Origin of the sequence: Limnohabitans sp., from assembly GCF_023910625.1 — a bacterium.
GTDB lineage: Bacteria > Pseudomonadota > Gammaproteobacteria > Burkholderiales > Burkholderiaceae_C > Limnohabitans_A.
The window spans coordinates 2,236,724-2,255,492 of record NZ_JAAVVW010000003.1 but is presented as its reverse complement, the minus strand read 5'-3'; the positions used below and the strand labels follow the sequence as shown (position 1 = coordinate 2,255,492).

At 59.8% G+C, this 18,769-nt stretch carries 16 protein-coding genes and 2 pseudogenes; 8 read left to right on the top strand and 10 right to left on the bottom strand.

Going from position 1 to position 18,769, the window contains the following annotated elements:
- Positions 1 to 7: 7 nt before the first annotated feature.
- From HEQ17_RS14265 to HEQ17_RS14255, 3 genes are read right to left on the bottom strand one after another with little or no spacing between them, the layout of a single operon-like run.
- Positions 8 to 3,097, bottom strand: a complete 3,090-nt coding sequence (locus tag HEQ17_RS14265) for a CusA/CzcA family heavy metal efflux RND transporter (protein WP_296293350.1) — start codon at positions 3,095 to 3,097, stop codon at positions 8 to 10.
- A 12-nt stretch (positions 3,098 to 3,109) separates the two neighbouring features.
- A complete protein-coding gene (locus HEQ17_RS14260; RefSeq protein WP_296293348.1) occupies positions 3,110 to 4,285 on the bottom strand; it encodes an efflux RND transporter periplasmic adaptor subunit in 1,176 nt (391 codons plus the stop codon).
- Between the two features lie 5 nt (positions 4,286 to 4,290).
- On the bottom strand, positions 4,291 to 5,643 hold the full coding sequence (locus HEQ17_RS14255; protein WP_296293347.1) for a TolC family protein: 1,353 nt from the start codon (positions 5,641 to 5,643) through the stop codon (positions 4,291 to 4,293).
- Between the two features lie 245 nt (positions 5,644 to 5,888).
- Here HEQ17_RS14255 and senB point away from each other — a divergent pair, with 245 nt between their 5' ends.
- Entirely contained in the window at positions 5,889 to 6,863 is a 975-nt protein-coding gene (gene senB / locus HEQ17_RS14250; RefSeq protein WP_296293346.1) for a selenoneine biosynthesis selenosugar synthase SenB, read from the top strand.
- Positions 6,864 to 6,868: 5 nt separating this feature from the next.
- Here senB and HEQ17_RS14245 read toward each other — a convergent pair whose 3' ends face one another.
- Positions 6,869 to 7,057, bottom strand: a complete 189-nt coding sequence (locus HEQ17_RS14245) for a hypothetical protein (protein WP_296293345.1) — start codon at positions 7,055 to 7,057, stop codon at positions 6,869 to 6,871.
- A complete protein-coding gene (locus HEQ17_RS14240) occupies positions 7,041 to 7,244 on the bottom strand; it encodes a hypothetical protein (protein ID WP_296293344.1) in 204 nt (67 codons plus the stop codon). Before HEQ17_RS14240 ends, HEQ17_RS14245 begins: the two co-directional genes overlap by 17 nt.
- Positions 7,245 to 7,523: 279 nt before the next feature.
- Between HEQ17_RS14240 and selD the strand changes: the two genes are divergently transcribed.
- The 7 genes and pseudogenes from selD to istB all read left to right on the top strand — a co-directional run bounded on the left by selD (position 7,524) and on the right by istB (position 14,733).
- Complete coding sequence (gene selD, locus HEQ17_RS14235; protein WP_296293343.1) at positions 7,524 to 9,887, top strand: selenide, water dikinase SelD; 2,364 nt, start codon at positions 7,524 to 7,526, stop codon at positions 9,885 to 9,887.
- A 290-nt stretch (positions 9,888 to 10,177) separates the two neighbouring features.
- Positions 10,178 to 10,930, top strand: a complete 753-nt coding sequence (locus HEQ17_RS14230; RefSeq protein ID WP_296293342.1) for an ABC transporter substrate-binding protein — start codon at positions 10,178 to 10,180, stop codon at positions 10,928 to 10,930.
- Positions 10,931 to 10,988: 58 nt separating this feature from the next.
- Positions 10,989 to 11,564 carry a carboxymuconolactone decarboxylase family protein gene (locus HEQ17_RS14225; protein ID WP_296293341.1) on the top strand — a complete coding sequence of 192 codons (576 nt, stop codon included), beginning with the start codon at positions 10,989 to 10,991 and terminating at the stop codon, positions 11,562 to 11,564.
- A gap of 101 nt (positions 11,565 to 11,665) precedes the next feature.
- A complete protein-coding gene (locus HEQ17_RS14220; protein ID WP_296293340.1) occupies positions 11,666 to 11,962 on the top strand; it encodes a hypothetical protein in 297 nt (98 codons plus the stop codon).
- 6 nt (positions 11,963 to 11,968) lie between these two features.
- Entirely contained in the window at positions 11,969 to 12,190 is a 222-nt protein-coding gene (locus HEQ17_RS14215; RefSeq protein WP_296293339.1) for a hypothetical protein, read from the top strand.
- Positions 12,191 to 12,296: 106 nt separating this feature from the next.
- Positions 12,297 to 13,973, top strand: coding sequence for an IS21 family transposase (gene istA, locus HEQ17_RS14210; RefSeq protein ID WP_296293338.1), 1,677 nt, complete (start codon positions 12,297 to 12,299; stop codon positions 13,971 to 13,973).
- A pseudogene (gene istB / locus HEQ17_RS14205) lies at positions 13,970 to 14,733 on the top strand (IS21-like element helper ATPase IstB). The gene istA and the pseudogene istB overlap by 4 nt, the downstream one beginning before the upstream one ends.
- 151 nt (positions 14,734 to 14,884) lie before the next feature.
- Here the strand turns inward: istB and HEQ17_RS14200 are convergent.
- The 5 genes and pseudogenes from HEQ17_RS14200 to HEQ17_RS14180 all read right to left on the bottom strand — a co-directional run.
- A pseudogene (locus tag HEQ17_RS14200) lies at positions 14,885 to 15,283 on the bottom strand (RidA family protein); the annotation flags it as partial.
- Between the two features lie 279 nt (positions 15,284 to 15,562).
- Positions 15,563 to 16,297 (bottom strand): amino acid ABC transporter ATP-binding protein, encoded by a 735-nt coding sequence (locus tag HEQ17_RS14195; protein WP_296293337.1) that lies wholly within the window; start codon positions 16,295 to 16,297, stop codon positions 15,563 to 15,565.
- A 12-nt stretch (positions 16,298 to 16,309) separates the two neighbouring features.
- Complete coding sequence (locus HEQ17_RS14190) at positions 16,310 to 16,975, bottom strand: amino acid ABC transporter permease (protein WP_296293336.1); 666 nt, start codon at positions 16,973 to 16,975, stop codon at positions 16,310 to 16,312.
- Entirely contained in the window at positions 16,972 to 17,682 is a 711-nt protein-coding gene (locus HEQ17_RS14185; RefSeq protein ID WP_296293335.1) for an amino acid ABC transporter permease, read from the bottom strand. The genes HEQ17_RS14190 and HEQ17_RS14185 overlap by 4 nt, the downstream gene beginning before the upstream one ends.
- A 159-nt stretch (positions 17,683 to 17,841) precedes the next feature.
- Positions 17,842 to 18,732 (bottom strand): amino acid ABC transporter substrate-binding protein, encoded by an 891-nt coding sequence (locus HEQ17_RS14180; RefSeq protein WP_296293334.1) that lies wholly within the window; start codon positions 18,730 to 18,732, stop codon positions 17,842 to 17,844.
- Positions 18,733 to 18,769 lie beyond the last annotated feature (37 nt).

The following is an 18,769-nucleotide window of genomic DNA, read 5'->3' as shown; positions in this document are numbered from 1 at the left end:
TCCAGTTTCAAGCTTCTTGTGGCACATCATCAAACCACCTGTAAAGAGCGGGCAAGACGACCAAAGTCAGTAAAGTAGAAGAAATCAGACCCCCGATGACCACCACGGCCAAAGGACGTTGAACTTCTGATCCGGGGCCTGTGGCAAACAGGAAGGGGACCAATGCCAGCATCGCCACAGTTGCCGTCATGAGCACTGGTCTGAAGCGTTGCACGCAACCCTCGCGAACCGCTGCAGCAACCGCCATGCCGTCTTCGCGCAATTTGCGAATCGAGCTGACCAGCACCACACCATTGAGCACCGCAATGCCCCACAAGGCAATGAAGCCGACCGAGGCCGGTACGCTGATGTATTCGCCCGAAACAAACAGGGCAATGACACCACCGATCGATGCAAACGGCAAAACCAAAATGATCAAAGAAGCCAACCGTACCGAGTTGAACAGCATGAAGAGCAAGAAGAAAATCGCAGCAATGGTGAGCGGCACAATGACCGTCAGTGTGGCCATGGCGCGCTCCATGTTTTCAAACTGTCCACCCCAAGACAAGTAGTAGCCATCGGGCAAAGTCAACTCGGCATCCACGCGCCGCTGGACTTCTTGCACAAAGCCCCCCAAATCCCGGCCACTGACGTTAGCACCCACCACCACACGGCGTTTGCCAAATTCACGGCTGATGGTGGGAGGACTGTCCAGCAGTTCGATGCTGGCCACGGCCGACAAGGGCACCAGGGTGCCGTCGCTGGTTTTCAAGGTGGTGTTGCGGATGGCTTGAATCGAATTGCGGTACTCGCTCGGGTACCGCACCACAATGGCAAAGCGCCTTTGCCCTTCATACAACTGTCCCACCTCGTTGCCGCCAAACGCGGTTTCGATCAAGTCGTTGACATCCGAGACATTGATGCCATACCGGGCGATCGATTGCCGGTCAATTTCAATGGTCAAGGTCTGCTGCCCCGACAAGCGTTCCACACGCAAGTCAATGGCGCCAGGCACGGTGCTGGTGATGCGAGCGACCTCTTCGGAGATGCGCTTGAGCTCGGCCAAATCATCGCCAAACACCTTGATGGCCAATTGCGAGCGCACACCGGTCACCATTTCGTCCACCCGTTGTGCGATGGGCTGGTTCATGATGACCTGCACCCCAGGCAACACCGCGAGCGCTTTGCGAATGTCTTCTTCGATCTCGGTCTGGGTGCGACCGGCTTCGCGGTCAATCACCACGATCGGATCGGATTCGTTGGGGCCGACAGGGTCGGCCAATGATTCACCTCGGCCCAATTTGGCCACCACCGATTTGACGCCTGGCACTTGCGAGACGATTTTCATCGCCTCAAATTCCACCTTGAGCGACTCGTCCAAAGCAATGCTGGGCACACGAATCAATTGAGGAACGATGTTGCCCTCTTTCATGGTGGGGATGAAGCTTTTGCCAAGCAGCGGAAACAAAGACAAAGAGCCGACCAACAAGACCACAGCAATCGCGATCGTCTTCTTTTCAGCGCCCAAGGCCACATGCAAAACCGTCAGGTAATGGCGCTTCAAAAAGGCGATCGGCTTGGTGTCGTGGTCGCTGCCGCCACGCAGCACATAGCTGCACAGCACCGGCGACAAAAACAGCGACACCACCAAGGACACGGCCAATGCGATCGCAATGGTCAGGGCCAAAGGCGCAAACATCTTGCCTTCCATGCCCGTCAAGGTCATCAGGGGCAGGAACACCAAGATGATGATGGACATGCCATACACCGTGGGCTTGGCGATTTCACTGGTGGCCTCCAGGATGGTTCGCAGCCTGGACTCCCGGCTGGATCCGGCTTGGCCCAATTTGTGGAAGACGTTTTCAACCACCACCACCGTGCCGTCCACCATCAGGCCAATCGCGATGGCCAAGCCCCCGAGCGACATGAGGTTGGCCGAGAGGCCCAAATGGTTCATCATCATGAAGGTGACCAAGGGCGTGATGACAATCGTGGCCACCACCACCAGACTAGAGCGCACATCGCCCAAGAACAACAACAAAATGATGATGATGAAAACAATGCCTTCCAGCAGCACCTTGGTCACCATCCACAAGGCCGAATCGACCAACTCGGTGCGGTCGTAGAAAGCTTCGATCTGCAGGCCACCGGGCAGCATGCCCTTTTGGTTGATTTCATTGACCTTGGTCTTGACCCGGCCCACCACCTCTTTGGCGTTGGCGCCGCGCAGCATCATCACGATACCGGCCACGGCCTCGGTCTCACCATTGCGCACAATGGCGCCTTGGCGCACGGCAGCACCGATTTGAACTTGCGCCACATCGCGCACGAACACCGGCACATCACCCGACTCTTTCAAGATGATGTTGCCGATGTCGTCGGCCGTCTGGATCAGGCCCACGCCACGGATCAGGTACTGCTCGGCCGAGGAGCGCAGCAGACCGCCCCCCGAGTTGGCGTTGTTGCGCTCAATCGACTCGAGCACCTCACGCAGCGACAAACGGTAGTGGCGCAGCCGGTCTGGGTTGACCAGCACCTGGAATTGGCGCTCCAGGCCGCCCATCGAGTTGATCTCGGCCACACCCGGGATCGAGCGCAACATGGGGCGCAGCACCCAATCCTGGATGACGCGGCGCTCCATCAGTTCGCTGTCGGAGAGTTGGCGGTCGCCATCATCCGGGTGTACCAAGGTGTATTGGTAAACCTCGCCCAAGCCGGTGGACACCGGGCCCAAAACCGGCACCACCCCCTCGGGCATGCGCGGGGTGACTTCGAGCAAGCGCTCCATCACCAATTGGCGCGCAAAGTAAACGTCGGTTTTGTCAGTGAAGACCAAGGTCACCAAGGACAAACCTGCACGATTGAGGGCTCGCATCTCGGTCAGGCCCGGCAATCCGGTCATGGCCACTTCGAGGGGCATGGTGACAAAACGTTCCACCTCTTCCGGAGAGCGGCCAGGCACCTCGGTGGCCACCTGGACCTGCACGTTGGTCACATCGGGAAACGCATCGACAGACAGGCGCATGGCCGCCCGACCGCCAAATCCCAGCAAAACAATCGCTACCACCAGCACCAGCAAGCGCTGGGACAAAGCGGCACGGATCAATGACTTCAGCATGGCAGGTCCTTATTACTGAAGTTCGGCGCGCTTGCGCTCGTTGTGCAAATGGAATGCGCCATCAATGACCACTTGGTCGCCCAGCTTGAGTCCCTTGATCACGGGCCGCAAGTCGTGGTGGGCCGGGGCCAGTTCAACCGGTGTGAAACGGTAAGTGCCCTCTGCAATCTTGAGGTACACATGGTCTCGGTCGCTTTCGCGGATGACCGCCTCTTGGGGCACCACCAATTCACTGGTGGCCTCTCCCCGAATGCTCATGGTGACCAGCATTTGAGGTTTCAAATCGCGACTGAGGTTGTCTACCTGGGTGCGAAACGGCACCGTGCGTGTCTCGGGTGAGACCGCGTCGCCGACATAAATGATTTTTCCGGACAACTGCCGGTTAGCCAAAGCAGGCACTTCGATGTCGACTTGCTGACCGATTCGCACCGAACGAGCGGTTTGCTCAGGCAAAGCGCCCCCAACCCAAACATTGGCCAGATCGGCCACAGTAAACAGATGGTCGCCGGGCTGCACCACCTGACCGTTGCTGATTTTGCGCTCGAGCAAGACGCCCGATTGCGTCGCCAGCACCGGGGCATGCGACTGCAATGCACCCTGGTCACGCAGCGCCTCCAGGGAAGCGCCTGAAATACCCAACAACTTGAGTTGATCACCCAAGGCACGCAGTTCTGCACGGGTCACAGACAGTTCGGATTCGCGGCGCTGCAGTTCAGCAGCACCAATCACATCGGCCTGAAAAAGCTGTCGCGCGCGATCTACAGCCCGCTCGGCCAGACCCGCGTTTGAGTAAGCACGCAAGAATCCCATTTGGGCCTGTGTCAATTCGGGGCTGGCAATACGCGCCAAAGGCTGACCAACTCGAATACGATCCCCCACCTCCACCAGCAGCTCGGTCACGCGCCCTGTGACCGAAGCACCAATTCGTGTGACTTGACGTTCATTGGCTTCAATTCGGCCAGGGACTTCTTTGATGGGCACGATGGTGCTCATGACCACCTCGCCCACTTTGAAGCGGCTCGCCATGGAAGGCTCGACCTTGATTTGCAATGGGTCTGCCGCAGGCTTGGCCACTGGCGTAGCAACTGGGTCAGACTGCTGTCCGCAGCCCACCAGCAACAGAGCAGCCACAAGGGTGGTGAGTAAAAGTACTTGTGAGCGCAAGGGGTGATTGATCGGGAAGTGCATGGGTTTCATTTTTGGGAAAGGTTGGAATCTGAAGCGTAACGACCACTGAGCTGAAGCAAGGTGATGCGGGCCACTTGCAACTGGAAACGGGCCTGCAAGAGGTCGGCGCGAACGCTGCGCAAAACCCGCTGTGCATCCAGCACGTCCAAGATGCCTCGCTCGCCAAAGCGATAAGCCGCTTCGGCCACGCGCAATGCCGATTCGGCTTCGCGGACAACGCCCTGACTCAGGGCGTCTACACGCAAACGGGACATCTCCAGGGACCGCCAGGCCAACAACACCTGCTGGGTCATTTCGGCTTGTCGCCCCTCGTAACGCAGACGGGCGCGCTCGAGTTCGGCCACCGCCTCGGCGATGGGGCCGCTGCGCTGGTCCAACAAGGGAATTTGAACGCCGATACCCCACTGGGATTGGCGAACCTGCGGGTCGGTCATCTGTGAATAGCGCAGGTCGACCGATGGCAACACACTGGCGCGCACGGCAACCAAACGGGACTGGGCACGGTCGAACTCATGCTTGAGGGTCAGAATCTCCGGGTTGAACTGGTTGGCACTGGCTTGCAACTGCTCCAGGGTCAGCGTCATGGCCCGCTCGGCGGCAGTCGGTGGCTTGAGTTTCCAGCGGGCGGGCAACTGACCAGCCACAAGCCGGCTGATCTCGAGCAGCGTTTTGTCTGCGCGCAAAGCGGCTGTTTGCTGGCGCTCGCGGGCGTTAATGACCTCGGAGTCTGCCTTGATCAGCTCGTAGCGTGGCGCCTCGCCACTGCTCACGCGCACGCGAACCCTTTGTTGAACTTGCTCCAACAAAGTCAGCGACTCGGCCGCGGCCTCGGCTTCACCCTGATGCAGCATGGCTTCAAAAATCCGCATCCGCAATTGCGCCAACAGATCATTGCGCAGCAAAGCCAATTGCTGCTCGGCGCTTTTTTCGCCCGCCTTGGCGCTGTCAATGCGCGCACGCCGGATTTGGGGGTTTTCAATGGGCTGGGTCAAGGTCCAGCTTTGGCTGGAGGCAGCGCTGGCACCCTGCGGCTGCCATGGGCCTCTTGACCAGTCCACACGCGGGTTGAGCAAAGCGCCCGCCGATGTCACAGAAGCCCGGGCCGCATCCACAGACTGGGCTGTGGCCTTGAGAAGGGGGTTGAATTGCAGCAGCAGGGCCTCCAGGCGGTCCGTATCGAACTCCTGGACAACCGCTGGGCTGACGCCCTGACCGGGCGCCAAAGCGGAGGGCGCATTGGCAGCGAGGCTGGTCAAGTGGCTTGTGCACAAAAGGGCGCCCAGCACGCAAAGTGCTGCCACGCTGGGGCCTGATGCCCTGTAGCGCGATAGGCCGCCAACAACCGCGGGAAGGATCATGGGATGGTCCTGAGTAAGTGTGAATTGCATGAACGGTCTATATTCTACAAAAAACAGAACGAGGTTTTGATTCATTCAGTTTTATCCGAATCAAAACAGGGATATTGAAAGCCGAATCATGGCCATGGGTCGATTCATGATCGAGTGCAATCTGCCCACAAAGTATGACATGGGTACTGCTGACGCCGGGTTACGAATGTCACGGCTCCAGACAGCGGATCGGCATACTCGGTTATAAATCCGTGATGAAATCTTTGCGCATTGTGATTGTCAGCCCAGCCTTGGCCTCAGCCAACAACGGCAACTGGCACACAGCGCGCCGCTGGCAACGCCTGTTGTGGCCACACAGCGTGCGCATCGTGCAGCAATGGCCCGATGCTCTGGCGCATGCCGACGAGGTGATGTTGGCCTTGCACGCCCGCCGCTCGGCCGACGCCTTGCTGGCTTGGCATGCTCAACGCGGTGGGCGTGGTTTGGGCCTGGTCCTCACGGGTACCGACCTTTATCGCGACATTGCCCACGACGCAGTGGCTCAGCAATCTTTGCATTTGGTGTCGTCACTGGTGGTGCTGCAAGGCTTGGGCATTCACCGACTGTCGCCAGAGCTGCAAGTCAAGACCCGAGTGATTTACCAATCGACGGGCACCCGCCAAAGCCAGGCCAAAACGGCACGCCACCTGCGCGTGGTGATGGTGGGCCACTTGCGTGACGAAAAAGACCCCCTGACCTTGATGGCAGCGGCCCGCTTGTTGCCTGCCAACAGCGGCATCCTGATCGACCACATCGGCGCACCCCTCGATGCCACGCTGGGCCAGGCCGCGCAAGCGACACAGGCACAATGCCCGCATTACCGCTGGCTGGGTGCCTTGCCGCACCGCCAGACCCTGCAGCGCATCCAGCGTGCCCACTTGTTGGTACACACCAGCCGCATGGAAGGCGGTGCACATGTGGTGATGGAAGCCATTTGCAGCGGCACACCGGTGCTGGTCTCGCGCATCGACGGCAACATGGGTCTGCTGGGTGAGGGTTACGCCGGCGTATTCGAGCCCGGGGACGCGCAAGGCTTGGCCGAGCGTCTACTGGCTTGCCGCGACACCACCGGCGGTCCGGTACTGATGGCACAGCTTCAAGGTCAATGCGCTTTGCGCGCACCCTTGTTTGAACCGCAGGCCGAACGCGCCGCCTTGCACCGCTGGGTGCAAGACCTCATCGCCCGTTGAGGGCCTCAGCGTCGCAAAACCGCCAGCCACTGGGTCTGCTCGGGTGACAAAGCGGCATCGGAAGTGAGCATGGCACTGACCAGGGCTTGTCGGCTGTCCGCATCCGGCACCGGCAAAGGGGCCGTCAGCAAGGCATCGAGCACTTGTGCGGCCTTGACCAGTGTTTTGCCATACAGCTCAAAAATACCGGACACACTGACATGCTGCGCCGGGGTCCTCCAGCCAGCAGTCGTAATCGGTGACCAGACCCACGGTGGCGTAGGCCAGCTGCGCTTCACGCGCCAAAAAGACTTCGGGCACATTGGTCATGCCCACCAGGTGGCAGCCCGCCTGACGCAAAAAATGGCTCTCGGCCTGAGTGCCCAGACGCGGGCCTTCCACACAGACATAGGTCAGGCCACGGTGCAGCGAAAAGCCACAGCGAAGGTGTCGAGGGTTTTACGACGGATGGCCGGAAAATCGGTCAACTTCAGAAGTGGCAAAGTAGGATGCATGGCGGGGTTTCCTGATCAGGCGTCGGTCTGTTCTGAAGTCGATACCTTACATCAGACCCATCAGGGACACCAAGTCCCTTCTCAACTGGTGGCACACTCGAGACATGGCTGCAAGCCAAACCCACCTGCACCCCTGAGTGCAAGCCCCACCCTGGACACCCCGAGAATGCAATCTATCACCCAACCCGTGCTGCGCGACCTGGTGCTGGTCGGCGGTGGCCATAGCCACGTGGGCGTGCTGCGCATGTTCGCCATGAAACCCGAGCCAGGGGTTCGCATCACCGTCATCTGCACCGACATCGACACCCCCTATTCGGGCATGCTGCCGGGCTATATTTCGGGTCACTACAGCTTTGACGAAGTGCACATCGACTTGTGGCAACTTTGCGCATTTGCCGGGGCACGCTTTTTCCGCGATGAAGTGGTGGGCATTGACCGCCAGAACCGACGGGTCATTTGTGCACACCGCCCACCCGTGGCCTACGACCTGTTGTCCATCAACACGGGCTCCACACCCCGGGTGCAAAACATCGAAGGCGCGCAAGCCCTGGCCATCCCCGTTAAACCGATCGCTCAATTCAATCAACGCTGGGTGGCCCTGCTGAACCAAGCGCGACATTGGCCTTTGCACCGGGGCCGCATGACGATTGCCGTTGTGGGTGGTGGCGCTGGCGGAGTCGAGCTGGTCTTATCAATGCAATACCGCTTGCGCTTGGAGCTCAAAGCCCTTGGGCGCAACCCCGAAGACCTGAAATTTGTACTCTTGACCTCAGGCGAATCCATTTTGCCCACCCACAACCCGGGCGTGCGTGCACGTTTTGCCCAGGTGATGCTCGAGCGCAATGTCGAAGTACACCTGCATGCTGAAGTGGTGCAAGTATTGCCTGGCTGCATTCACACACGCGATGGACGAACCTTTGATGCCGACGAAACCATGTGGGTCACACAAGCGGGAGGACCCGCCTGGCTGCAAGGCACGGGGCTTTCGCTGGACAAACAAGGCTTTATCCTGGTGCGCCCGCAGCTACAGAGTTTGAATGACCCCTTGATTTTTGCGGCCGGAGACGTGGCCTCGTTTGTCGAGCGCCCCCTCGAAAAAGCCGGTGTCTTTGCCGTGCGCATGGCCAAGCCGCTGGCAGACAACTTGCGCCGAAGCTTGCGGGCACAAAAGCTGAAAGCCTATACCCCCCAACGGCATTGGCTGGCGCTGATATCGACGGGCAACCGATATGCCGTCGGGTCTCGCGGTGCCTTGGGTTTTGGTGGTGAATGGGTGTGGCGGTGGAAAGACCGAATCGATCGCAAGTTCATGGGCCGCTACACCGATTGGCCCGCCATGCCTCACGCGGGTGACATCTCAGCCGCAGCCAGACTGCATGCGGCTGTGCGAGCCATGGGGCAACTGCTCAAAGACATCCTGTTCCCTGGCAAGGCTCCCACCATACGCCTGAACTTGACCTCTGAAGAGTCGCTGCAAGCCATCTCGGCCATCGCCATGCGCTGCGGCGGCTGCGGGGCCAAAGTGGGGGCCAACGTGTTATCGCGCGCCTTGGGGCAATTGCAACCGGTGGACCGATCCGATGTCTTGATCGGCCTGCATTCGCCCGACGACGCGGCTGTGGTGCGCGTGCCACCGGGCATGGCCATGGTGCACACGGTTGACTTTTTCCGGTCCTTCATCGATGACCCCTACCTGTTTGGCAAAGTGGCGGCCAACCATGCGCTGGGCGATATTTTCGCCATGGGTGCCGAGCCACAGACCGCCACGGCGGTGGTCACGGTGCCACCGGGCCTTGAAAGCAAAGTAGAAGACCTGCTCAAGCAAATGATGGGCGGAGCCATGGAAATACTGAACGCCGCCGGTTGCGCTCTGGTGGGCGGGCACACTGGCGAGGGGGCCGAATTGGCGCTGGGCTTTGCCATCAACGGCCTGATCGACGAGCAGATGAGCGGCGTGATGCGCAAAGGCGGCATGCAGCCGGGCGATGCGCTGTTACTGACCAAACCCGTTGGCACTGGCACCTTGTTTGCCGCACACGCCCGCGCCGCCGCCAAGGGTCGCTGGATCGCGGCCGCACTGTCATCGATGGTGCAACCCAACCAGGCGGGCGCACAAATTTTGCGCAGCCACGGTGCCACCGCTTGTACCGACCTGACGGGTTTTGGCCTGCTGGGCCATTTGGTGGAAATGACGCGCCCCTCAGGCGTAGATGCCGAATTGCAACTGAGTCAGCTGCCGCTGCTCGACGGTGCGGTGGAATGCATCAAGGCTGGCATTGTCAGCTCGCTGCAGCCTGCCAATGTGCGTTTGCGCCGCGCCCTGCGCAATGCCGAAGACTTTATGCAAGACCCGCGCTACCCGCTGCTGTTTGACCCGCAAACCGCTGGTGGCCTGCTGGCCAGCGTGCCTGCTGCACAAGCGGCAGCCTGCGTGCAGGCCTTGAAAGACGCAGGCTACGCGCACGCCGCCATCATTGGCCGCATCACCGCACAAGCCGATGCGCTGGAGCCGGTGGTTCTGAAAACCTGAAGGCCTCTGACTCTCGCTGCCCATCGTAGCCGCCGTCCAGCACACCAACCGAAGCCCGCCTTGCGTGGTCCACACTTGAGCCAACACCCGCCCCTCAGCCAAGAGAAGGCTTCTTGATGCTGATGAAGACCAAGCATCTGGCATGGAACCCGCCACACCCAGCCCGACTGAATGGTATTGCGCCAGGTCTTGAGCCCAAACGCCAGCGCGGCCACGCAATTGTCAGCCTGCTGCATGGCTTGTTTTTTAAAATAGCCGGTCATTCTCTTGTCCTTGTTTCTCCGACCCCTATGGACCCTTCATCTGCAAGCACTTTGGCCGCTCTGGTCGCGCCCCACGGCGTCTTGCGCGTAGCCATTAACCTGGGCAACCCGGTGCTCGCTGGTCTTGATGCTGCGGGTGATCCCTCGGGCATTTCAGCCGATCTGTCACGCAGGTTGGCGGCCCAGTTGGGCTTGGACATTGAGTGGCGCGTTTTCAAAAAAGCCGACGAGTCAGTGCAGTGTGTGCGAGCCGACGAAGCCGACATCGGGTTTTTTGCCATCGATCCCGTGCGTGGGCAGGGGCTGTATTTTTCGCCGCCTTATGTCCAAATCGAAGGCGCCTACTTGGTGCGCAGCGACTCGCCCTTGCAAAGCAATGAACAGGTGGATCAGCCTGGCCAACGTGTCACCGTAGGCGCAGGCAGTGCCTACGATCTATACCTGACGCGCCACCTGCAACAAGCCTCCTTGGTGCGCGCTCCCAGCTCCCCAGCAGTGGTCGATGTCTTCATGGCGCAGCAACTCGAAGTAGCCGCTGGCGTAAAGCAGCAATTGCAAGCCGACACACAACGCCTGACGGGCTTGCGGCTGTTACCGGGTCGCTTCATGGTCATCCACCAGGCAATGGGCATGCCCGCGCCACGCAGCGAGCAAGCACGCCAGTGCCTGAACGACTTTGTTGAAGAAGCCAAGCAATCGGGCTGGGTGGCGCAAGCCTTTACGCGCCACCAGATTCAGGGGGCGACGGTGGCACCACCGGGCTATCCCGCACAGGACTGAGAGCAGCCCGGTCCGGTGATAGATTGGGGTTTGATTTTTCAACCCAAGAAACAAGCCGATGAGCTCCAGCAAAATCGACCGCCTGCCCGAAATTCCCCGAGAGCAAATGACCGACGCCCAGCGCACGGCGGTGGATGAGTTGATCAACGGACCACGCGGCAAACTCTCAGGACCCTTTGTGCCCCTGATGCGCAGCCCCGAGCTGATGCGCCGCTTGCAAAAAGTGGGGGAGTACCTGCGCTATGACAACAGCGTCGGTTTGCGCAACTCGGAATTCGCGGTGCTGGTGGTGGCGCGCCATTGGTCGCAACCTGTCGAGTGGCACATCCACAAGCCCATCGCCATCAAAGCGGGGGTGAGCGCAGAGACCTGTGATGCGATTGCCGAGGGCCGCCGCCCGCCGGATATGTCGGCAGAAGAGACCGTGGTGTACGACTTTTTGCAGGAACTGCTGCACAACCAGTCGGTCAGCGACGTGACCTGGTCCGCCGCACAAAAAATATTGGGTGACCAAGGCATCATCGACATGACGGCGCACTGCGGCTACTACAGCTTGCTGGCGATGGTGATGAACACCACGCGCCGTGCCCTGCCCGACAACGCCACACCCGACATTGCGCCATTTCCGCATTGATCAGGTCGTCGTCTTCCTGGTCTTTGGCAGGTGCATGCAAGCGCTTGGCATACACAAAAACCCTTCCAAAAGAGGTCATTGGGTCAACTCACAATGCCGCAATGCAGAACAGTCCCCCATCCAAAACCGACACAGGCACACCACTGATTGCCCATACGGCCTGTCCCTGTTGCGGCAGCCAGTCGGCTCAAATCATTGCCGATCAAGACGGCAAAACGGGTGAGAGGTTGATCACCGTTTCCTGCAGCGATTGCGGTCTGGGCCATATTGACCCGCTGCCCACTGATCAAGAATTGGCCGAATGGTATGCAACGCAATATCGGCAAGCCTACAAATCTGCAGTGCAACCCGCCCTGCGCCATGTCTTGCGGGCGGGCCGCAATGCCCAATGGCGTTGACAATGGTTGCGCCAAAACAGCTTGGGACTGGACCCCGCCCAAAACACCCATGCCCGACGCAGTCTGGACATTGGCTCCAGCAGTGGCGAGTTCGTTTATCTGATGCACACCCTGGGCTTTCAGGCCAAGGGCATTGAACCCCACGCGGGTTATGCCAGCTACGCCCGGCACATGCTGGGTATTGAGGTCAACAACGTCACCTTGCAACAAGGTCTGGCCAGTCCCTGATGGCCACCCAAATTCCCCCACTTATGGCCACCTCAAACTCCTCCACCTGAATTGATCGGGGACAGGGTCTCAACGCCGACACCGTCGGCACCTGTGGGCAGGACGCATGTTCTGGCCTTCCTCGAAGGAAGGCCAAGGAGTGAATGTCTTGAAACCCAACCAACGCGCCACGGTGATCACACTGCTCGAGCGCAACACCCCACAGCGTGAGATTGCCCGCATCACCGGCATCGACCGCAAAACCATTCGCAGCTACCACCAGCGCTGGCTTGCCGATCTTTCAAATTCCCCCGGGGTGGCCACCGGCTCTGAGGCTGTGGCCACTCAAATTCCCCCACCCTGGCCACCGGCTCTCGTTTGCACTTCCTCTAGCCTGTGCGAAGTCCACCGCGACTTCATTGAGGCCCAACTGCGCCTTCGCCGCAACGCCACCGCCATCTTCCAAGACCTGGTCGATGACCACGGCTATTCAGGGGCCTACAACTCCGTCAAACGCTTTGTGCGTGCCTTGCGCAAGAAGGCACCCGAGCAGTTTGACCGCCTGTCCTTTTTGCCCGGCGAGGAGATGCAAGTCGATTACGGCGAAGGCGCACCGACCTTGGTGCCCGGCACCGATCGCTACAAGAAGCCACGTCTGTTTGTGGCCACACTGCGCCACTCCCGGCGCAGTTTCCGCCGGGTGGTCTGGAAGTCCAGCCAGCAGGTATGGGCCCAATTGCACGAGCAAGCGTTTCGCTACTTTGGCGGCTGCCCCCAGTACGTGGTGCTCGACAACCTCAAGGAGGGCGTGCTCAAGCCCGATTTGTACGAGCCTGAACTCAACCTGGTGTATGCGGCCATGCTCGAGTACTACGGCGTGGTGGCCGACCCTGCCCGCGTGCGCGACCCCAACCGCAAGGGCACGGTGGAGCACGCCATCGGCCACACCCAGGCCACCGCCTTGAAGGGCAAACGCTTTGAGTCAATCGAGGCCCAGAACGAGCACCTGGAGCATTGGGAGACGAACTGGGCCTCCAAGCGCATCCACGGCACCGAGCGCCAACAGGTGCAGGCCATGTTCGAGGCCGAACGTGCGCACCTCAAACCCTTGCCCCTGCAGGGCATGCAGTACTTCACCCAAGGGGTGCGCACCGTGTGCGATGACAGCTGCGTGCGGGTCGACCACAGCAGCTACGCGGCCCGCCCTGCGGCCATCGGCTCCATCGTGCTCGTGCGCATCTTTGAGCGACGCATTGAGATTCGGGATCTGCAAGGCGCGTTGCTGCGCACCCACGCCAAGGCCGAGCGGCCCGGCTCGGTGGTGCTGCCCGCAGACGAGCGGGTGTTCAACCCATCGCGAGAGACGCGGTTGATCCTGCGCCAGGCCAAAGAAATCGGTCAGCACGCCAGCCGCCTGTGTGAGCTGATGTTTGCAGCCGAGGGTCGGGTGGGCCAAAGGAAGCTCTGGGGCATCGTGGGATTGACCAAACGCTATCCGGCTGTCTGCATTGACAGCGCCTGCGCCCAGGCCTTGGAGCAAGGGGTCTACAAATACAAACATGTCAAGACTTTGAGCGAGCGTTTGTTTGCCAGCGCGATGGCGAGCATGGACGAGGGGTCAAACCATGGCTCTGATGGTGATGACGGTGACTCCCTCGAAGATGGCCTGCTGGCCCAGCAGCATGAGCTCATTCGCCAGACCGACGAGTATGCGGATTTGTTCACACATGCGGCCATGATGGCCAGTGCGGCGGTGAGCCGGGCCATGGATGCGGCCCAAGGTGAACAAGGCGCTCAATCATGAACATGACCGAAATCGACAACGCTTTACGCCAGTTGCGCCTGTCGGGGATGCAGCAAACGCTGAGCACCCGGGCGATGCAGGCCCAGGCCAGCCAGGAGCCGTTTTTGGAGACCTTTGCCGCCTTGCTGCAAGACGAGATAGAACGGCGCAGCTCCGTCCTGATGGAGCGCCGCTACAAGCGCTCAGGGCTCGATGAGAAGGCCTCATTGGCGGACTTGGACTGGCGCTTTAACCCCAAGATACCCCGCGCTGCGTGCTTTGATTTGCACACCTTGAAGTTCATCACCCAAGGGGCCAATGCACTGATTGTGGGCAAACCGGGCACGGGCAAGAGCCATGTGGCCAAGGCGCTGGCGTACCAGGCCACGCTGCAAGGCTATGACGTGCGGTATTTGGAGGCGGACACCGAGTTTGCGCGGTATGCGCTGGCGAGCAGCCAAGACAGGGCGAACATGCTCAAAGAGTGGGTCAAGCCGGATTTGCTGATCGTGGACGATTTGTTTCTGGCCAGGCGGATCACGGCGGAGGCGGCAGAAGTCTTGCAGGCCATTGTTCACCAGCGCTACAAACTCAGGCGAGCCATGGTGGTGACATCGAACCGGGTGGTGCAGGACTGGGGCAAGTATCTGGGGGATGTGACGATGGCCAGCACGATCCTGGACAGGTTGATGCACCGCTGCGTGATGCTGGAGTTTGAGGGCAAGAGCTACAGGCCAAGGAGGCGGCAGCTCGACTGGCCATCAACCCTGAAGCGTCATAATTTGGCTGCGCTGCCTGGGGGAATTTGGACTGGCCACGGGTGGGGGAATTTGGACTGGCCATCAGGGAGTCCCGAGCTTTGGCTGCGCTGCCTGGGGGAATTTGGGGTGGCCACGGGTGGGGGAATTTGGACTGGCCATCAGGGAGTCCCGAGCCAACGCGACCGATTCAACTTCAACCTCAAGTCCGAAATGTAGTTCGGACACTCCCGCCACAGCTCGCGCTGGCCGATGATTTCCCAGCCATTCCGCATACATCTGATTGAATTGTGGCCAGTTCTTAATGTCAGTGAGGTAGACACGTACTTGGACTAGGCTGTTGGTATCCAGCCCAACACAGGCCAGACAGGAATCGATGTTGGTAAGTACGCGACGTACCTGCATCTCAAATGATTGACCTGTCATTGGCGTCCCATCTGGTTCGATTGGGAGCTGACCTGATATATACACAACTCCGGCTGCTGTGCATACGTGAGCGTAATGCCCGCCAGGTGGACAGATAGATTCGCTGTTGGTGCTATGGATAGCAGACCTCGTCAAGACTCCGTTCATACTAGAAACTCCTCATAAAAAAACTCTTCAGGCACGTTGAGGGAAGGTCTACGCATCACCCGCCGAAACGGGCGCTGACACGCAGCTTTTCAAATGACGGAAATTCCCGCGCTTTGCAAGGTGTTTGAAGGTAGATTTCGACCCTCTTCACATCTCTTTGGCCGTTTGCGGGCGCGTTCATCCCTGGGCCATATCCAAAAGCCGCCTGCGCGCCATCCACATATTGCTCAGCGCTGACAGCGTCACCAGGTTGGCCGTGTTCTTGGTCAGCCACCACACTCAGTGCTGGAGAATCTTCGACAGAAAGTCCTTGGCACGCGGTGTCCGCGCATCGGGATTGCCGAAGAACTCATCGCGTGTGCAGTCCTCGATGATCTTGCCGGCGTCCATGAAGACGACGCGGTGGCTGACCTTGCGCGCGAACCCCATCTCGTGGGTAACGCACATCATCGTCATGCCTTCTTGGGCGAGTTGCACCATCACGTCGAGCACTTCGCCCACCATCTCCGGGTCGAGCGCCGAGGTCGGCTCGTCGAACAACATGACGATCGGGTCCATGCTGAGCGCGCGGGCAATCGCCACGCGCTGCTGCTGGCCGCCGGACAGTTGCCCCGGGTACTTGTCCTTGTGCACCACCAGCCCGACGCGATCGAGCATCTTCAACCCACGCGTCTTGGCCTCTTCGGCGCTGCGGCCCAGCACCTTGATCTGAGCCAGCGTCAGGTTTTCGGTGACGGTGAGGTGGGGAAAGAGCTCGAAGTGCTGGAACACCATGCCCACCCGAGCCCGCAGCTTCGGTAGGTCGGTCTTAGGGTTCGAGACCGAAATGCCGTCGACGATGATATCGCCCATCTGGAACGGTTCGAGCGCGTTGACGGTCTTGATCAGCGTGGACTTGCCGGAGCCCGACGGACCGCAGACCACCACCACGTCACCCTTCTTGATCATGGTGGTGTTGTCGGTCAGCACCTGGAAGCTGCCGTACCACTTGGAAACGTTCTTGATTTCAATCATTTTGCTCTCGACTCAACGGATGATCTGGATCTTCTTCTGCAGACGACGCACCAGCATCGACAGACTGAAACAGATGATGAAGTACACGACCGCAGCCACCAGGTAGGTCTCCACCGGCCGGTTGAAGTTGCGGCCGGCAATCTCCATGCCCTTGAGCAGGTCGTAGGCGCCGATCGCATAGACCAGCGACGTGTCCTGGAACAAAATGATGCTCTGGGTCAGCAGCACCGGCAGCATGTTGCGAAACGCCTGCGGCAACACGATCAGCTGCATGCACTGCGGATAGGTCATGCCCACCGCATAACCCGCATGCACCTGCCCCTTGGGCACCGACTGGATGCCAGCTCGCATGATCTCGGAGAAGTAGGCCGCTTCGAACAGCGTGAAGGTGATTAGCGCCGACACCTCGGCTCCCATCGGGCGACCGATCAGCAACGGAATCAGCAGGAAGAACCACAAGATCACCATCAGCAGCGGAATCGACCGCATGGTGTTGACATAGGCAGCGGCCGGCAGCACCAGGAACGGCTTGCCCGAAAGCCGCATCAGGGCCAGCAAGGTGCCGAGAATGATGCCGCCAATGGTGGCCACGATCGTTAGCTGGAACGAGAACCAAAGACCCTTGAGCACAAAGCTCGAGATCGTGTCCCAGGTGAAGAACGAGAAATCAAGATTCATTTCGCGCCCCCGAGAATGCCGGGCACCTGCACGCGGTTCTCGATGAACAGCGCGAGCCGGTTGATGGTGAACGCGGAGATGAAATACAGGCCGGTGACCGCGAGATAGACCTCAATTCCGCGCGACGTTTCTTCCTGCACCTGCAGTGCGAAGAAGGTCAGCTCCATGATGCTCACGGCAAACGCCACCGATGAGTTCTTAACGATGTTCATCGACTCCGACGTCAGCGGCGGAATGACGATGCGAAACGCCATCGGCAAGAGCACGTAGCGGTAGGTCTGCGGCAAAGTCAGCCCGACGGCCAGACCAGCATAGCGCTGACCTTGGGGTAACGCCTGGATACCGGCGCGGACCTGCTCAGAAATGCGAGCGGACGTGAAGAAGCCGAGCGCGAACACCACCAGGATGAACGACGGCACGCCGCGCAGCGTCAGGAAGATCGACGGCAATACGTGGTACCAGAGAAAGATCTGTACCAGCAGCGGAATGTTGCGGAACAGCTCCGTCCACACTGTGCCGATCGCGACGAACCACCTGTTGGGCGTGGTTCGCAAGATGCCCACCAAGGAACCGAAGAATAGCGCCACGATGAGCGCGAGCGACGCCACCGACAGCGTCCAGCCCCAGGCCGACATCATCCACTGGAGGTAGGTCTGTCCTCCCCCGGTGTCTTGCAGGAACACCTGCCAATCCCACGTGCTGCTCAAGGCGGTCTCCAGTCGTTCTCACGACGCTTGTTGATTGTTGCTGGTTCGACCGTCGGCCAAGGTGCCGACAAAGAAGGAGCGCGGCCCACGCTCTTGGAGAGTGCGAACACCTGGCGGAGCGCGGGTGCGGTCACCCGATCACAATGCGTTCGCGACCGATCACTTCACGACGTACTTTTCCATCGGTTTGTCGTTCGGGCTGGCCAGGGCCTGCTTGGTCGATTCGCTCATGGCGAGGCCTACCTTGGTGTTGCCTGGTGGGATCGGCTGCATGAACCACTTGTCATAGAGCTTATTGATCTCGCCCGAAGAAATCATGCCCTTGATGCTGTCGTCCACAGCCTTCTTTAACGCGGGATCGTCCCGACGCATCATGATGGCGATTGGCTCGACCGACAGCACTTCGCCGACGATCTTGAAGTCGGCCGGCGCCTTGGAGCGAGCGATGTTGCCAGCGAGGGTAGCGCCGTCAATCACGAACGCGTCTGCACGGCCTGATTCGAGCAACAGGAAGCTATCCGAGTGGTCTTTGCCAAACACCTCGATAAAGTTGACGCCGTTGGCGCGCTGGTGTTTGCGCAGCGTCTGCACCGAAGTGGTGCCGGTGGTGGTGGCCACGCGCTTGCCTGCCAGATCACCAATGCCGTTGATGCCAGAGTCCCTGCGCACTGCAATGCGAACTTCGTCGACGAACGTGGTCACCGCGAACGCGACGTCCTTCTGACGCGTCGCATTGTTCGTGGTGGAGCCACACTCGATGTCCACCGTGCCGTTTTGCACCAGGGGAATGCGGTTTTGCGATGTCACAGGCTGGTACTTGACGTCCAGCTTGGCCATGCCGAGCTGCTTTTGGATGTCGCTCAGCGCGCGCTGGCAGATCTCGACATGGTAGCCGGCGTAGCGGTCGTTGCCCAAGGTGTAGCTCAATGCCCCGGATGACTCGCGGACGCCCATGGTCACCGAGCCGGTGTCCTTGATTTTCTTGAGGGTGTCGGCCTGGGCCGCTGTCGCTGCAAAAGCAGCGGCTAGAACAATCATCGACTTCTTCATGAGAAAAACTCCTTATTTGAGGTTGGTGGCGGGACTC

Excerpts from the sequence above, each read along its gene's own strand:
- istA (WP_296293338.1), top strand. The coding sequence starts at position 12,297 with ATGTTCTGGCCTTCCTCGAAGGAAGGCCAAGGAGTGAATGTCTTGAAA.
- senB (WP_296293346.1), top strand. The coding sequence starts at position 5,889 with ATGAAATCTTTGCGCATTGTGATTGTCAGCCCAGCCTTGGCCTCAGCC.
- HEQ17_RS14230 (WP_296293342.1), top strand. The coding sequence starts at position 10,178 with ATGGACCCTTCATCTGCAAGCACTTTGGCCGCTCTGGTCGCGCCCCAC.
- HEQ17_RS14220 (WP_296293340.1), top strand. The coding sequence starts at position 11,666 with ATGCAGAACAGTCCCCCATCCAAAACCGACACAGGCACACCACTGATT.
- selD (WP_296293343.1), top strand. The coding sequence starts at position 7,524 with ATGCAATCTATCACCCAACCCGTGCTGCGCGACCTGGTGCTGGTCGGC.
- HEQ17_RS14225 (WP_296293341.1), top strand. The coding sequence starts at position 10,989 with ATGAGCTCCAGCAAAATCGACCGCCTGCCCGAAATTCCCCGAGAGCAA.
- HEQ17_RS14255 (WP_296293347.1), bottom strand. The coding sequence starts at position 5,643 with ATGATCCTTCCCGCGGTTGTTGGCGGCCTATCGCGCTACAGGGCATCA.
- HEQ17_RS14260 (WP_296293348.1), bottom strand. The coding sequence starts at position 4,285 with ATGCACTTCCCGATCAATCACCCCTTGCGCTCACAAGTACTTTTACTC.
- HEQ17_RS14180 (WP_296293334.1), bottom strand. The coding sequence starts at position 18,732 with ATGAAGAAGTCGATGATTGTTCTAGCCGCTGCTTTTGCAGCGACAGCG.
- HEQ17_RS14190 (WP_296293336.1), bottom strand. The coding sequence starts at position 16,975 with ATGAATCTTGATTTCTCGTTCTTCACCTGGGACACGATCTCGAGCTTT.
- HEQ17_RS14265 (WP_296293350.1), bottom strand. The coding sequence starts at position 3,097 with ATGCTGAAGTCATTGATCCGTGCCGCTTTGTCCCAGCGCTTGCTGGTG.
- HEQ17_RS14195 (WP_296293337.1), bottom strand. The coding sequence starts at position 16,297 with ATGATTGAAATCAAGAACGTTTCCAAGTGGTACGGCAGCTTCCAGGTG.